The 14960-nt window shown below is 66.9% G+C and carries 16 protein-coding genes; 5 read left to right on the forward strand and 11 right to left on the reverse strand.

All coding sequences use genetic code 11. From position 1 onward, the window contains the following. Positions 1-184 precede the first annotated feature (184 nt). The 5 genes from AC5P98_RS11620 to ppsR all read right to left on the reverse strand — a co-directional run bounded on the left by AC5P98_RS11620 (position 185) and on the right by ppsR (position 4446). Complete coding sequence (locus tag AC5P98_RS11620) at positions 185-1546, reverse strand: MATE family efflux transporter (RefSeq protein WP_495230035.1); 1362 nt, start codon at positions 1544-1546, stop codon at positions 185-187. Positions 1547-1664: 118 nt separating this feature from the next. Further along, positions 1665-2282: a DUF2239 family protein gene (locus tag AC5P98_RS11625; protein ID WP_478443651.1), complete on the reverse strand. Its 618-nt coding sequence runs from the start codon at positions 2280-2282 to the stop codon at positions 1665-1667. 124 nt (positions 2283-2406) lie between these two features. Then, positions 2407-2895 (reverse strand): NUDIX hydrolase, encoded by a 489-nt coding sequence (locus tag AC5P98_RS11630; RefSeq protein ID WP_014647550.1) that lies wholly within the window; start codon positions 2893-2895, stop codon positions 2407-2409. Positions 2896-2936: 41 nt separating this feature from the next. Beyond that, entirely contained in the window at positions 2937-3446 is a 510-nt protein-coding gene (locus tag AC5P98_RS11635; RefSeq protein WP_032956108.1) for a DUF1249 domain-containing protein, read from the reverse strand. Positions 3447-3624: 178 nt separating this feature from the next. Continuing rightward, positions 3625-4446 carry a posphoenolpyruvate synthetase regulatory kinase/phosphorylase PpsR gene (ppsR, locus tag AC5P98_RS11640; RefSeq protein WP_014647552.1) on the reverse strand — a complete coding sequence of 274 codons (822 nt, stop codon included), beginning with the start codon at positions 4444-4446 and terminating at the stop codon, positions 3625-3627. Positions 4447-4590: 144 nt separating this feature from the next. On the opposite strand from ppsR, the gene ppsA reads away from it, so the two are divergent. Together ppsA and AC5P98_RS11650 are read left to right on the forward strand one after the other, a co-directional pair. Continuing rightward, positions 4591-6969, forward strand: coding sequence for a phosphoenolpyruvate synthase (gene ppsA, locus AC5P98_RS11645; RefSeq protein ID WP_032956111.1), 2379 nt, complete (start codon positions 4591-4593; stop codon positions 6967-6969). 148 nt (positions 6970-7117) lie between these two features. Further along, positions 7118-8011, forward strand: a complete 894-nt coding sequence (locus tag AC5P98_RS11650) for a mechanosensitive ion channel family protein (protein WP_049408109.1) — start codon at positions 7118-7120, stop codon at positions 8009-8011. Positions 8012-8140: 129 nt separating this feature from the next. Here AC5P98_RS11650 and AC5P98_RS11655 read toward each other — a convergent pair whose 3' ends face one another. From AC5P98_RS11655 to AC5P98_RS11675, 5 genes are all read right to left on the reverse strand, one after another. Beyond that, complete coding sequence (locus AC5P98_RS11655; protein ID WP_100450272.1) at positions 8141-9256, reverse strand: alkene reductase; 1116 nt, start codon at positions 9254-9256, stop codon at positions 8141-8143. Positions 9257-9464: 208 nt separating this feature from the next. Beyond that, complete coding sequence (locus AC5P98_RS11660) at positions 9465-10337, reverse strand: EcsC family protein (protein ID WP_049408113.1); 873 nt, start codon at positions 10335-10337, stop codon at positions 9465-9467. A gap of 170 nt (positions 10338-10507) precedes the next feature. Next, positions 10508-11080 (reverse strand): oligoribonuclease, encoded by a 573-nt coding sequence (gene orn / locus AC5P98_RS11665; protein ID WP_049408115.1) that lies wholly within the window; start codon positions 11078-11080, stop codon positions 10508-10510. Between the two features lie 75 nt (positions 11081-11155). Next, a complete protein-coding gene (gene tadA, locus AC5P98_RS11670; protein WP_014647558.1) occupies positions 11156-11680 on the reverse strand; it encodes a tRNA adenosine(34) deaminase TadA in 525 nt (174 codons plus the stop codon). Positions 11681-11755: 75 nt separating this feature from the next. Further along, positions 11756-12115: a winged helix-turn-helix transcriptional regulator gene (locus AC5P98_RS11675; RefSeq protein ID WP_032961582.1), complete on the reverse strand. Its 360-nt coding sequence runs from the start codon at positions 12113-12115 to the stop codon at positions 11756-11758. Positions 12116-12193: 78 nt separating this feature from the next. Between AC5P98_RS11675 and AC5P98_RS11680 the strand changes: the two genes are divergently transcribed. Together AC5P98_RS11680 and AC5P98_RS11685 are read left to right on the forward strand one after the other, a co-directional pair. After that, positions 12194-12961 carry an NAD(P)H-dependent oxidoreductase gene (locus AC5P98_RS11680; protein WP_046431296.1) on the forward strand — a complete coding sequence of 256 codons (768 nt, stop codon included), beginning with the start codon at positions 12194-12196 and terminating at the stop codon, positions 12959-12961. A 68-nt stretch (positions 12962-13029) separates the two neighbouring features. Next, positions 13030-13467 carry an acetyltransferase gene (locus AC5P98_RS11685; protein WP_049408117.1) on the forward strand — a complete coding sequence of 146 codons (438 nt, stop codon included), beginning with the start codon at positions 13030-13032 and terminating at the stop codon, positions 13465-13467. A 33-nt stretch (positions 13468-13500) separates the two neighbouring features. Here AC5P98_RS11685 and AC5P98_RS11690 read toward each other — a convergent pair whose 3' ends face one another. Further along, the gene (locus tag AC5P98_RS11690; RefSeq protein ID WP_049419048.1) at positions 13501-14007 is read right to left on the reverse strand and encodes a GNAT family N-acetyltransferase; all 507 of its coding nucleotides are present in this window, start codon (positions 14005-14007) and stop codon (positions 13501-13503) included. A gap of 258 nt (positions 14008-14265) precedes the next feature. Here AC5P98_RS11690 and AC5P98_RS11695 point away from each other — a divergent pair, with 258 nt between their 5' ends. Beyond that, positions 14266-14922: a hypothetical protein gene (locus AC5P98_RS11695; protein WP_049408122.1), complete on the forward strand. Its 657-nt coding sequence runs from the start codon at positions 14266-14268 to the stop codon at positions 14920-14922. Positions 14923-14960: the final 38 nt, after the last annotated feature.

Raw genomic sequence — 14960 nt, forward strand, 5'->3', positions numbered from 1 at the left:
CCCAAGCCGCAGAGTCGGCGCTATGGTCACCGGCGGGCCCGCCGCCGCCGCGTCCGATTCCTGGTGACGGGCGGCGATGATGCCGGATGCTTCCACCTGCCGCTGGCGCAGCGGCCCTGAAGTGGCAGAGCCGGCCGCTGGCCGGCTGCCCCGACCGTTCCGCGTTGCCGGCCAGCGGCCGGCACTACCCAGCCTGCACCCGCCGCCAGCGCTCGAAACAGAACACCTGCATCACCAGCATCGCCAGCAACCCCAGCGGCCACGCCCACCACACGCCGGCCAGCCCGTGCTGCGCCTGCATCCACATCGCCAGCGGCAGCTCCAGCAGCAATACCGCCGCCATGCCCAGCAGCGCTGGCCGCCATACCGTGCCACTGCCGCGCATCACCCCTACCAGCACGGTGCTGCCGCCCATCGCCAGCACGCCCCATGCCACCGTGCGCAACTGCAGCGTCGCCAGTTCACGCGCTTCGGCAGCCACCAGGATCAGGCCGGTCAGCCAGGGCGCAAGCGCCATCACCAGCAGCACCACTGCACTCAGCATCGCCAGTCCAAGCAGCACGCCGGTGCGGGCGATGGCCGGCAGCCGTGCCGTACGCCCCGCGCCCATCGCATGCGCCGCAAGGATGGTGGCGGTAATGCCCAGTGACATGGCCGGCAGCTGCACCCAGCTCATCAACTGGTTGACCGCACCGTAGGCCGCCGTGGCCGTGTAGCCGTAGCGGTTGATCCAGCCCAGCAATACGATCTCGGCAATGGCCAGGCTGAGCATCTGCAGCGAAGACGGTACGCCGATGCGCAGCATCGCGCGGATGAGCGCGCCATCGAAACGGATGGCACGCAACAGCTCGCGCCCTGGTGCCAGGGGATGTCCTACCCGCTGCCAGCGCCACAGCAACCAGCCCAAGGCCAACAATGAGGCAAACGCCGCCGATACAGCCGCACTGGCCGACCCCAGCCGCGGCAGGCCGGCCCAGCCCAGGATCAGCAGCGGCGTGCACAGCAGGCCGACCACCGTGGCCAGCAGCAGCGCCTGCAGCGGCGTCTTTGCATCGCCCACCGCGCGGCTCACGGCAGTGGCCAGCCACAGCAGGAAGAACACCGGAGCCGCCAGCAACAGCACGCGCGCGTACACGATGGACTCGCCGAGGATCGCTGCCGGCGTGCCCAGTGCCGCCAGCAGCTGTGCCGCGAAACCGCCGCCCAGGGCCATCACCAGCACCGACAACAGCAGGATCAGCGCCACCGCGCTGCCGGCCACCGCGCGCGCCTGTTGCGGGCGGCCCGCGCCCCAGGCCTGGCCGATCAGCACCATCGCGCCCGTGGCCAGGCCCATCACCAGGGCCAGCAGCAGGAAAAAGACCGGGAAGAACGCCGCGGCCGCAGCCACCGCCTGTGTGCCAAGCAGGTGGCCGAGATAGATGTTGTCCAGCGTGCCTGCGGCCAGCTGCAACGCATTGGTCAGCAGCATCGGCAGCAGCAGCGTCAGGTAGGTGCGCCACAGCGAGGGTGCTGCCGGAGGTGTCGGATGTACAGGGGGACTCATGGGATTCTCTGGGCAAGGCGCCGCCCTGCCCGGCGTTTCCGCCAGCAAAGCAAGCACAGGGGAAGCGGGCCGCGGCCCGCGATCAGATGACGCCGTCGCTCAGCAACGGCGCGATGGCTCAGCCGTCAGCGTCTTCGAACGCCAGGCGCAGGGCGTGGTCGCGCACATCCCTGGGCCAGGAATGCAGCGCCGCTTCCAGGCCCGCGCGGTCATGCGCGAACAGCACCCGAATGGCCTCCTCGAAGCCCGGCAGGTCACCGGCGATGGCCTGCAGGAAGTGATAGGTACGCTCGCTGTGGCGGCGCTGCCGGTCCTCGTCGGCACCGGCACGGATGGCCGCTTCCACCAGCCTGCGCAGCACCACCGAGGCCCCACCCGGCTGTTCGGCCAACCACGCCCAATGCCGCGGCAGCAGCGTCACTTCGCGGGCGACCACGCCCAGTCGGGGGCGGCCACGGCCACGCGGGGTTGCGGGCGCCTCTCCGGTAGTGACGTCGGCATCCGCCTCCACGGCGGAGGGAAACGCTTCGGTCACCCGCGCCAGCAGCTCTGTGTCGCTGCCGCGCGTGTCGAAATCGCGGGTTCGCCCGCTGGCGTTGTCGAACACCAGCAGCGGACCGGCTGCGTTCTCGGCACGCAACTGTTTCAACGCCAGCGCTGCCACTTCCGGGGTACCGGAAGCGACCAGGCGATGGCCGTTGAAACAGCTGAAGGGAGGAAGTCGGGACACAGGCATGGCAATGGCATCAGAAGCGGTGCGCGAATAATGCCCGGGTAATTTGCGGGAGTCAATATTGCCCGGGTATTAATTCGCCAGAAGAGCGTGCCAACCAAGGTTGGCACCCACCCGATTCGTCACCTCACAGCCGGCTGTAGGACCAACTGACCATGCGGCCGTCCTTGTACGGCATCACGCCGTGGAACGGGCGCGGGTCGGCGTCGAACACCAGCGGCAGGAAGTTGCGGTCGCCCTCCCACATCGGCAGCGTGTCCAGCTTGTCCAGGTCCACCCACTCCAGCGTGCCTTCATGGTTGCCGCCGTGCGGGGTGCCTTCGAAAGTGTCGATGACGAACACGAAGCCCAGCCAGTCTTCACCGTGCTTGCCGAAGCCCGGCCAGCTGAGGGTGCCGCGCAGGCGCATGCCGGTGCAGTCGATGCCGGCCTCCTCGGCGATCTCGCGACGCATGCTGGCTGCCACGTCCTCGTCCGCTTCGATCTTGCCGCCCAGCCCGTTGTACTTGCCCAGGTGGTGGTCACCCGGACGGGTGTTGCGATGGATCATCAGCACCTGGCGACGATCAGGCGACAGCACGTAGCCCAGGGTGGCGACGATCGGGGTGTACGGCATGGGCGGCATCCAGCGGCAGGTCAGCCGTGGATTATGGCCGATCAGCGCACCAGCGACAGGCGGCGCTCGGCGGGTGTGCCTGCGCCATCGGGATCGCGGCGCAGGGTGGCCACGCCGTGACCGCGCTCAGCCAGGTATTCCAGCCACTTGCCGAGGAAGGTGTTCATCCGCATGCGGTGGCTGATCAGCTCGGCCGGCGGCGGGTACAGGCCCATCGTGTCCTGCCAGCGGCGGCCGACGTAACAATGGGTGGTCTCGGCCTGGCGTGCGTCACGGTAAAGGCGCACATACGCCGAGGGATCCGGCTCACCGGTGACCGGGTCAGCCAGGTCGTAGGTCAGGCGCAGTTCCACCGTGTAGCGGTGGCACTCGATCACGTCCAGGCGTACGTCCAGGCCGTCGCCGATCGAGGAAATGTAGCTGCCCGCCACCAGTCCGGCCGGTTCGAACAGGCGCACCAGATGACGGTAGTTCTCCGCGTACAGGCCCATGAGCCAGCTCAGCCGGCTCAGGCGGGGAATGCGTTCGGTGCGGGGCGAGGCTTGGGCCATGGGTCGATCCTACACGTTGGTGCTTCAACGTGGGGGCGCCTCAAGCCACAGCCAACCCGTCAGCGACGATCCCCGTGTAGAGCCGAGCCCATGCTCGGCTGCTGTTCGGGAAGAACCCGGCGGCCCAGCCGAGCGTGGGCTCGGCTCTACAGGGCGAAGTGCAGCGCGCCGGAACGGATCAATACAGCTCGCGCTGCAGCCCCAGCGTCGCCAGCACCTTGCTGGAAATCTCCTCGATCGAGGTATGCGTGGTGCTCAGGGTCGGGATCCGCTCCATGCGGAACATGGTCTCGGCCGCAGCCACCTCGCGCTTGCAGGTCTCCAGGTTGGCGTAGCGCGAGTTCGGACGGCGCTCCTGGCGGATCTGCTGCAGCCGGTCCGGATCGATGGTCAGGCCGAACAGCTTGCGCCGGTAATTGCGCAGTCGCGGCGGCAGGCGATCGCTTTCCAGGTCTTCGTCGGTCAGCGGGTAGTTGGCCGCGCGTACCCCGTAATGCAGGGCCAGGTAGATGCAGGTCGGCGTCTTGCCCGCGCGCGACACCGCCACCAGGATCACGTCGGCATCGTCGTAGTTCACCGCGATGCCGTCGTCATGGGTCAGGGCGAAGTTCATCGCGTTGATGCGACGGTGGTAGGTATCGAAATCGACCATGCCGTGGGCCTGGCCGACCCGGGCCAGGCGCGGGCTGGCCAGTTCACGCTCCAGCGGCTCGATGAACGGCGCGAACACATCCAGCATCAGCGCCCCGCTGTCGGCCAGGATCAGGCTCAGGCTCTGGTCCACGCAGGAGTTCACCACGATCGGCCGGACCTGGTAGCGCTCCCCTGCTGCCTGGATCCGGGCACAGGCTTCACGCGCTTTTTCGGGGTCGTCGACAAACGACATGCGGTCGGTAATGAAGCTGAACCCGGAGAACTGGGTCAGCAGGCTATGCCCAATGGTTTCAGCGGTGATACCGGTTCCATCGGAAACGTAGAACACCGGACGGATGGTCGACATGCGCGCTTTTACCCCCTACGAAGCTTAAAAAGGCCGCCAGCACAAGCTTGTGCCGACGGTGCTCTGCCCGGCATCATATCGGCTTCTTCCTACGGACGCGGCCACTCAGCCCGCCTCGGGCGATGGCCAAACGGAGCATCGCGCTTGAACGAGAACATCCTGTGGTTGCACGAACTGCGTCTGGCCGATCTGGCCCGCGTAGGCGGCAAGAATTCGTCGCTGGGCGAGATGATCGGCAACCTGGCCGGTCTGGGCGTTTCGGTGCCGGGCGGTTATGCCACCACCGCTGAAGCCTTCAAGGACTTCATTGCGCACAACGATCTGTCCAAGCGCATCTTCGACAGGCTGGCCACGCTGGACGTCGAGGACGTCAACGCGCTGACCGCCGCCGGCAAGGAAATCCGCAGCTGGGTGATCGATGCGCCGCTGCAGCCGCAGCTGGACCAGGACATCCGCACCGCTTACGCCAAGCTGAGCGCCGACAACGGCGGCGGCGATGTGGCCGTGGCCGTGCGTTCCTCGGCCACCGCCGAGGATCTGCCGGATGCCTCCTTCGCCGGCCAGCAGGAAACCTTCCTCAACGTCACCGGTGCCGACGACGTCGTGCACAAGGTCAAGGAAGTGTTCGCCTCGCTGTACAACGACCGCGCCATCGCCTACCGCGTGCACCACGGCTTCAAGCATGAGGACGTGTTCCTGTCCGCCGGCGTGCAGCTGATGGTGCGTTCGGGCGTCGGTTCGTCCGGCGTGCTGTTCACCCTGGACACCGAGTCCGGCTTCCGCGACGTGGTGTTCGTCACCTCTTCGTTCGGCCTGGGCGAAATGGTCGTGCAGGGCGCGGTCAATCCCGACGAGTACTACGTCTACAAGCCCACCCTGCAGGCCGGCAAGCCGGCGATCCTGCGCCGCTCGCTCGGCAGCAAGGCGATCCGCATGGTGTATTCGGATGTTCCGGGTGAGCGCGTCAAGATCGAAGATACCCCGGTCGAACTGCGCAACACCTTCTCGATCAGCGACGAGGACGTGCAGGAACTGTCCAAGCAGGCGCTGGTCATCGAAAAGCACTACGGCCGCCCGATGGACATCGAGTGGGCCAAGGACGGCGTCAGCGGCAAGCTGTTCATCGTGCAGGCGCGCCCGGAAACGGTGAAGTCGCGCAGCCACGCCACCCAGATCGAGCGCTTCGCGCTGACCGAAAAGGGCGGCAACGTGCTGGCCGAAGGCCGCGCCGTCGGCGCCAAGATCGGCTCGGGCGTGGCCCGCGTGGTGAAGACGCTGGACGACATGAACCGCGTGCAGCCGGGCGACGTACTGATCGCCGACATGACCGATCCCGACTGGGAACCGGTGATGAAGCGCGCTTCGGCCATCGTCACCAACCGTGGCGGCCGTACCTGCCACGCCGCGATCATCGCGCGCGAGCTGGGCGTGCCGGCCGTGGTCGGTTCGGGCAACGCCACCAAGGTGATCGAAGATGGCCAGCTGGTCACCGTCAGCTGCGCTGAAGGTGATACCGGCTTCATCTACGAAGGAAAGCTCGGCTTCGAGCGCACCACCACCGATCTGGGCAACATGCCGCCGGCACCGCTGAAGATCATGATGAACGTGGCCAACCCGGAACGTGCCTTCGACTTCGGCCAGCTGCCGAACGCCGGCATCGGCCTGGCCCGCCTGGAAATGATCATCGCCAGCCACATCGGCATCCACCCGAACGCGCTGCTGGAATACGACCGCCAGGATGCGGCAACGAAGAAGAAGATCGACGAGAAGATCGCCGGCTACGGTGATCCGGTCAGCTTCTACGTGGACCGCCTGGCCGAAGGCATCGCCACGCTCACCGCCTCGGTTGCACCGAACCCGGTGATCGTGCGCCTGTCGGACTTCAAGTCCAACGAGTACGCCAACCTGATCGGCGGCAGCAACTACGAGCCGCACGAAGAAAACCCGATGATCGGCTTCCGCGGCGCCAGCCGTTACGTCGACCCGAGCTTCTCGGCCGCCTTCGCGCTGGAGTGCAAGGCCGTGCTGCGCGTGCGCAACGAAATGGGCCTGGACAACCTGTGGGTCATGATTCCGTTCGTGCGCACCCTGGAAGAAGGCCGCAAGGTCGTCGAGGTGCTGGAACAGAACGGCCTGAAGCAGGGCGAGAACGGCCTGAAGATCATCATGATGTGCGAAGTGCCGTCCAACGCACTGCTCGCCGATGAGTTCCTGGAGATCTTCGACGGCTTCTCGATCGGCTCCAACGACCTGACCCAGCTCAGCCTGGGCCTGGACCGCGACTCGTCGATCGTCGCGCACCTGTTCGACGAACGGAACCCGGCAGTGAAGAAGCTGCTGTCGATGGCGATCAAGGCCGCACGCGCCAAGGGCAAGTACGTCGGCATCTGCGGCCAGGGCCCGTCCGATCACCCGGATCTGGCCGAATGGCTGATGCAGGAAGGCATCGAGTCGGTGTCGCTGAACCCGGACACCGTGGTCGATACCTGGCTGCGCCTGGCCAAGCTGAAGGCCAACGGCTGATGCCGTAATGGGCTGACGTCGCTTTCATCGACGTCCGCACATACTGCTGCCGCACGCAAGCCCCGCCTCTGCGGGGCTTGCTGTTTCTGGCGTCCGTGCACGCCACGCGCACCTCGCGCCTGTCCCTCAGCAGCAAAGGAACTCCCGCATGATCGCCGCCGCCCGACCCGCCCCCGCCGCAACGCCCTGGTTCCACTCGCTCAACTGGGAGCGCCTGCTGGAAACCTACGGCGTACCGTTGCTGGCCGCGATCGTGGTGCTGCTGGTGGGCCTGTGGGTGGCACGGCGCCTGTCCAACGCGATGCCGCGCGCTACGGCTCGCATGGGCGTGGACCCGATGCTGGGCAGCTTCCTGCGCAACGTGGTGTATGCCGCATCGCTTGTGATCGTGGTGGTGCTGGCGATCGGCACGCTGGGCGTGCAGATCACCCCGCTGCTGGCCGTGCTCGGTACCGCTGGCCTGGCCGTCGGCCTGGCATTGAAGGATTCGCTGTCCAACATCGCCTCGGGCGTGATGCTGGTGACGCTGCGACCGTTCCGCGTGGGCGATGTGGTCACCGTGGCTGGACAGACCGGCACGGTGCGTGAAGTGCGCATCTTCCAGACCGTCATCACCGGTGCCGACAACCAGCACACCACCATTCCGAACACATTGATCACCGCTGCACCGATCATCAACCTCACCGCCGAACCGACCCGCCGCGTCGAACTGGTGATCGGCATCGGCTATGAAGACAACATCCAGCTGGCGCGCGATACCGCGCTGGCGTTGATGAAGGCCGACCCACGCGTGCTGCAGACACCGGCACCGGACGTGGTGGTGTATGAGCTGGGCGCGCACGCCATCAACCTCGGCATCCGCTGCTACGTGAAGTCGGCCGACTGGTTCGGTACCAAGGTCACGCTGCTGGAGCAGCTGAAGCTGGGCTTTGACAAGGCCGGCATCAACATCCCGTACCCGCAGCAGGACATGCACCTGTACCTGCATGGAAAGGATGGCGGCGTGATAGAGGCTGACGCGCTGGTGCGCGACAAGCCCTGATCCATGCCGGTAGTGCCGACCAACGGTCGGCACCCCCCCATCGGCGATACGACATCGGAATGCCGGCCAGCGGCCGGCACTACCCCTCGCCCACTGGTAGTGCCGGCCGCTGGCCGGCAGCGTCCAGGATCAGGCCGCGACGCTCTCTTCCAGCGTCGGATAATCGGTGAAGCCCGCCGCGCCACCGCCAAAGAATGTCGCACGATCCGGCGGATTCAGCGCCGCACCGGTACGCAGTCGCTCCGGCAGGTCCGGGTTGGCGATGAACGGGCGACCGAAGCCGATCAGGTCAGCCCAGCCTTCAGCCAGTGCCTGCTCGGCGCGTTGGGCGGTGTACTTGCCGGCGTAGATCAGCGTGCCCGGGTAGACCATGCGCAGCGCCTGCTTGAACGCCACCGGCATCAACGGTGCATCGTCCCAGTCGGCTTCGGCGATGTGCAGGTAGCCCACGCCCAGCTCACCCAGCAGGTGCGCCGCGGCCAGATAGGTCGCCTGTGGCGTATCGTCCACCGCGCCCTGCAACGTCGTCAGCGGCGCCAGACGGACACCGACGCGGTCACCACCGGCTACGGCCGTCACCGCCTGCACGACCTCGCGCAGGAACCGCAGCCGGTTCTGCAACGCGCCGCCATAGCCGTCGGTGCGCCGGTTGGCCTGCGAGTCGATGAACTGGTTGATCAGGTAGCCATTGGCCCCGTGCAGCTCCACGCCATCGAAGCCGGCGGCCAGTGCATTGCGGGTGGCCTGTGCATAGTCGGCGACGATGCCCGGAATCTCGTCTTCGCGCAGCGCGCGCGGCATCGAGTGCTGGATCATCTCGCCTACGCCCGCTTCCGGGCCAGCGCCTGCAGGGTCGACAAACACTTTCACGCCTTCGGCCAGCAGCGCCGACGACGACACCGGGGCGGCACCACCCGGCTGCAGGGCCACATGCGAGACCCGGCCCACATGCCACAGCTGGGCATAGATGCGGCCGCCAGCGGCGTGCACCGCATCGGTCACCCGGCGCCAGCCCTGCACCTGTTCCGGGCTGTGGATGCCCGGGGTCCAGGCATAGCCCTGGCCCTGCGGGCTGATCTGGGTGCCTTCGCTGACGATCAGGCCAGCACTGGCGCGTTGGGCGTAGTAGGCGGCCATGTCCGCGGTGGCGACGTTGCCGTCGGCGGCACGCGAGCGGGTCATCGGCGGCATCACGATGCGGTTGGGCAGGGTCAAGGCGCCCAAGCGGTGGGGAGTGAACAACATGGCGGCGATCTCTTGCGGGGGGGACTGCCGCAAAGGATGGGGATGCCAGCTGCCAGGCAACAGGCATGCACTGGCAAAACAATTGTTCCCCCAAGGCAAGGATGACCGGCCGGGGGGCAGAGCCCCTTCCTGCGGAACGGGATCCGACCCCGCGCGCAACCGGGGTCGGATCCCTTTGCAGCGCAAAGGGCTCTGACCCCGAAGCCGGTTACAGCGTGGGTTCGATCAGTACTCCGCCATACGCCACGCGGTCATAACAGGCGCGCACCACGTCTTCCCCGTACTTCAGCTCCAGCCGGCGTACGATGAAGTGACCACGCGCCATGTCCTGGTAGTAATCGGTGAACATGGTATTCAGTGTTGCACCCGCGGCCGCACCGACGATCGGCACCGCCTGTGCGGCAAATTTCTCGGTAACCACCACGCCGAAGCGCGCCGCCACCTTCTCCACCATCTTCGCCAGCAGCTTGCCGGCCTCCTTCGGTGCCACACCCAGGGTCAGGTCGCGGCCGGTCACCACGCGCCCGGCCAGCTCGGCCGACAGGTGGCGCATCACATCCGTGGTGAAGCCGCGGGCCAGGTAGTAGCCGGTCTCGCTGGCATCATCGCGCGGCGAGTTGCCGCCCAACGCGAACACCTCCAGGCACGCCTGGCGGGTGCTGAACTCGGACAGGTCGAAGCCCTCGCTGCGGGCCACGTCGGCCACCGCACGCATCATGATGGTGGTCGACACCGGCAGCTCGATGAACAAGGCCGCGAAGCCGAAGGCCCCACCGACCGCGCCCGAGGTGGCCGCCGCCAGTTTGTGCCAGCGGGTGGACGCCCCCTTGCCGGGGGTGTTGTCCATGCTCCACAGCGCGGCCTGCGCCGATTTGCTCAGCGCCGCCTGCACAGCGCCGTGGATGCGGTTGGAGACCGAGCTGGGCAGCGCCTTCACCGCGAACTCCAGCGGCGTGCCGACCAGGTTGGCCATGCGCGCGGTCAGGGTCGGCGCTTCCAGCAGGGCCACCGCGCGCTGCAGGTCGGACCAGTCGCGGGCGTCATGGGCGATGTCGCGGGGGAGCAGGATCGGCTCGTTCATGGCGCCGATCTTAGCGCCAGGAAGTTGAACGGTTCGTCGCGGGGTACGACAGAGGGGGCAGAGCCCTTTCCGCAGGAAAGGGATCCGACCCCGGCGCCTTGCCGGCCAGCGGCCGGCACTACCCGTTGGCGTGTCATCCGATAGCGCCGGGCCATGCCCGGCGTCGTTGTTCAGGCAACCGGCAGCCCCGACAGCGCGCCCATGAACTGGCGGTAGTGGCGCAGCTCAGCGATCGAATCGTGCACGTCGCTCAGCGCGGTGTGGTTGCTGTTCTTGCCGACGCCGGCGGCCACGCTCGGCGCCCAGCGCTTGGCCAGTTCCTTCACCGTGGACACGTCCAGGTTGCGGTAGTGGAAGTACTTCTCCAGTCGCGGCATCTGGCGGTGCAGGAAGCGGCGATCCTGGCAGATCGAGTTGCCGCACATCGGCGACAGGCCGGCCGGGATCCACTGCGCCAGGAAGTTCACCGTCTGCGCCTCGGCCTGGCCCAGGGTGGTGGTGCTGTCCACCACGCGCTGCCACAGGCCCGAGCGGCGGTGCTGGTTGCGGTTCCACTCGTCCATCGCTTCCAGCGTTTCCAGCGGGTGGTGGATGGCGAATTCCGGCCCTTCGGCCAGCAAGTTGAGCTGGGCATCGGTAACCACGGTGGCGATCTCGATGATCGAATCGTTGTCGGTATCCAACCCGGTCATTTCCAGGTCGATCCAGATCAGTCGCTCGTTGGCCGCGCCGTTGTCCGCCATGTGTCGCCTCGTTGCTGGGCAGGCGCGCGGCCTGCCGGTGATGGAAAGAGGCGCCCATCATACCGGTTCGCCCCCTCAGGCCTCGCCGGCATGGTCTTCCAGCAGCAGCGGCGGCTTGCCACGCTTGGCACGGAAATAATTGGTCAGGCGCATGCTGGCCTCCTTGGCCAGCACCCCACCGTGGATCTCCACCCGGTGGTTGTGGCGGGCATCGCCCAGCAGGTCGAACACGCTGCCGCAGGCGCCGGTCTTGGGGTCGCTGGCGCCGTAGACCAGGCGGGCAACGCGTGCATGCACGATGGCCATCGCGCACATCGCGCACGGTTCCAGGGTCACGTACAGGGTGCTGCCGAGCAGCCGATGATTGGCCAGCCGCGTGCCACCGGCCCGCATGGCCACGATCTCGGCGTGCGCACTGGGATCGTGCGAGGCGATGTTGAGGTTCCAGCCCTCGCCCAGCAGCTGGCCATCGGCGCCCACCAGTACCGCACCAACGGGGATCTCGTCGTACTCGCGCTGCGCACGCTCGGCCAGCGCCAGCGCATGGCGCATCCAGTGTTCATCGGCGTCGTGCACCGGTACACCCAGGGCGTCGGTCATGGCGGTTCTCGCGTGTCTGCAGGGCCAGGATGGCCGCCGGGGCCGCATTGTACGCCCGCGGCCGTGCAGGCGCCGCTAACGTGCGTCGAAGCGCTCACGGGCGGCGTCCAGCGCCGGGAAGTTGTGCTCGGCCCAACGGTCCAGGGCGGACAGCGTGTCAACCAGTCCACGTGCGACCTCGGTCAGCCGGTATTCCACATGCAGTGGCTTGCTGCCCCGCTCACACCGCTCGACCAGGCCGTTGCGCTCCAGCTGCCGCAGGGTCTGGGTCAACACCTTCTGCGAGATGCCTTCGATCTTCCTCAGCAGCGCGCCATTGCGTTGCGGGCCCTGCGCCAGCGCCGGCAACAACAGCATCACCCACTTGCCGGAGATCAGCGCCAGCGCATCGCGTGCCGAGCAATCGGCGGCATAGACATCGCCCGGATAGGCCATGGTTACCTCAAGGTGCGTAATTGCCGGGGCATACCGGCGCCGCGAGGATGGTCGCACACTCCTCGAACACCTCGCCCCATGCGCGCCCTGATCCTGCTTGCCCATCCCGAACCCCGCTCCTTCAACGCCCACCTGGCCGCGCAGGCCGCGGAGCAGCTGCGGCATGACGCGCTGCAGGTGGACGTGGTCGACCTGTATGCAGAGGGCTTCGATCCGCTGGAAGCGGCCCACCATCATTCAAGTCGCCTGCAGCCCGGCCGTTTCGATGCCCAGCGCGAACAACGCCACGGCGCCGAACAGGGCCGGCTGCCCGCCGATGTGCAGCGCCATCTGCAGCTGCTGCAGGCCGCGGATCTGGTCATCCTGCAGTTCCCGCTGTGGTGGTTCGCGCCGCCGGCAATCCTCAAGGGCTGGCTGGATCGCGTGCTGGTCTACGGGCCGATGTACAACAGCCGCCTGCGCCACGAGCACGGCGCGATGCGCGGCAAGCGTGCGTTGCTGAGCGTCACCACCGGCTCATCGGCACGGGCCTGCGCCGTCGACGGCCGCGAGGGAGATACCCGGTTGTTGCTGTGGCCCTTGATGTACAGCCTGCGCTACGTCGGCTTCGACGTGCTGGAGCCGCATCTGGTGCATGGCGTGCGTTCCGGGCTGGCAGCGGAGCGCGTGCAGGCACACGACGAGGCATTGGCTGCAGCAACCCACTACTACCGCGAACGCCTGGCGCAATGGCCGCGGTGGCCCACCGTGCCCTTCAACGACAGCGGCGATTTCGAGGATGGCGTGGTGCTGCGCGCGGAGGCCACTGCCTACAGCCCCTTCATCCGCCATCGCAACACCGGATGAATCCACGCCTGCGCGCTGGGTCGGGACGCGCCATACTACGCGCTCTTTGCAAGCACCTTGGTGAACCCATGACCACCCTCCGTCCCTCGCGCCCCGACGACGGCGCCGCCCTCGTCGACCTCTGGCGCCGCGCCGTCGACGCCACCCACAACTTCCTCAGCGCCGACGACCGCCAGGCCATCGATGTCGAAGTCGCCGGCTTCCTGCCGCAGGCTCCGATGACCGTGGCCGTCGACGCGCAGGACCGCCCCCTTGGCTTCATGCTGATCGACGGCACGCACATGGAAGCGCTGTTCATCGATCCGGACGTACGCGGCACCGGTATCGGCCGGCAGTTGCTGCAGCACGCGCTGGCCCTGCATCCGCAGCTCAGTACCGACGTCAACGAACAGAACGCGCAGGCCGTCGGCTTCTACCAGCGCATGGGCTTCGTCGAAACCGGACGTTCACCGCTGGATTCGCAGGGCCGCCCGTATCCCCTGATCCATCTCCGGTACAACGGCTGACATTCGACGGATGTTCGAGGCCCGCCCCGATCATCAGGCCGTGGCCTCGAATGCCGGCGAGTACTGCACCTCTCCCTGCGCCATCGGTGGCCGCAGGCACAGCGCCTGGAAGTACTCTGGCGGCACACCCGGCAGCACCAGGCCCGGCTCGGCGCGGAATCCGAATCGACCGTAATACACGGGTTCTCCCAGCAATACGCAGCCCTGTGCCCCCTGCTCACGCAATGCGCCGAGCGCCGCGTGCATCAGCGCCGCACCGATGCCCTGCCCCTGCCAGTCCGGCAGCACCGAGATTGGCCCGAGGCCGAACCAGCCGGTGCTGCCATCGCTGATCGTCACCGGCGACAGTGCGATGTGCCCGACGACCTGCCCGTCCTTCTCGGCGACCAGCGAAAGACTCAACTCTCCACGCGAACGCAGCGCATCCACAATGAACTGCTCGGTGTGGCTGCTGTGCGGGGCTTCGCGGAAGGCCGCCTCGGTGAGTGCGTGGATGACCGCGTGGTCTTCGCGGGTTTCAGGGCGGATCGTGCAGTTCAAGGACAACACCTTTGATGAAGTGATGGACATGTGAATGATCGATTCCGGTCACGGATTCAGCTGCGAACCTGCGTCGGCGTCAGAGCCAACGCGACGATCGGATGCCCTGTGCGGCAAGCGATCTGCCGGCGGCGCGCCCCGGGAGCGTCAAAAATCCGTCTCCAAGGGTGGCACAGGGCTCCCGGCACGTTCCATAATCGAGAAACCTGCCACCCAGGAAGGATAGACGGACATGGACGCACGATGCAGGATCGGGCCATGGGTGTAGCGCACCTCGCACACAGGGGACGGCCGCTGCTGGCAGTGGTCGCCCTCGTCCTGCTGGCGGCATGCTCGCCCTACGCCGATGCCGAGCGCGACGTCGCCGCGGGTGGACGCGGCCTGGCCAAACTCAACCCGGCGCCGAAGCAGGCCTATGAGCTGGTGCTGACACTGAAGGGCGCGCCAGGCCCGTTCGCGGTTGTTGAGGGCGTGGCCCAGTATGACGCCATCAACTACGCAGACTGTGGACGGATCGTGCCTGCAACAGGCACTGCAGGCCGCATCACCAGCCAGGAGCCCATCACCCTGCACAAGGTCAGCGAGAACGAGTACCGCGGTACGTTTTACCTGGACCGTATGCTGGATGAGGACTACTACGGGCGTGGCGTCTGCCATTGGACGCTGACGGGTGTCGGTGCGATGTTGCGCGCCACGACCAGCAAGGCGGATACGCGATTCCTGACGTTCATCGACAAGAAGCGCATGGAGAACGACTCGCCTCTGACGCTTTATTACCCGAACCTTGTCTATCCGCGCGCCGACACTGTCGCCAACTTTGGCGCCAGTGGCGAGGAAGCTCCGTCGGGGTACAGCGAAGAGCTGCGCAATGCGCTGTTCTCAACCACCACCACTGTGCAGAAGCTCGTGCCATGAGCCGCCAGTGCCACATTCACCCTTACACACCAGGAGGC

It is taken from the genome of Stenotrophomonas sp. YJH_SMC_135 (genome assembly GCF_059372355.1).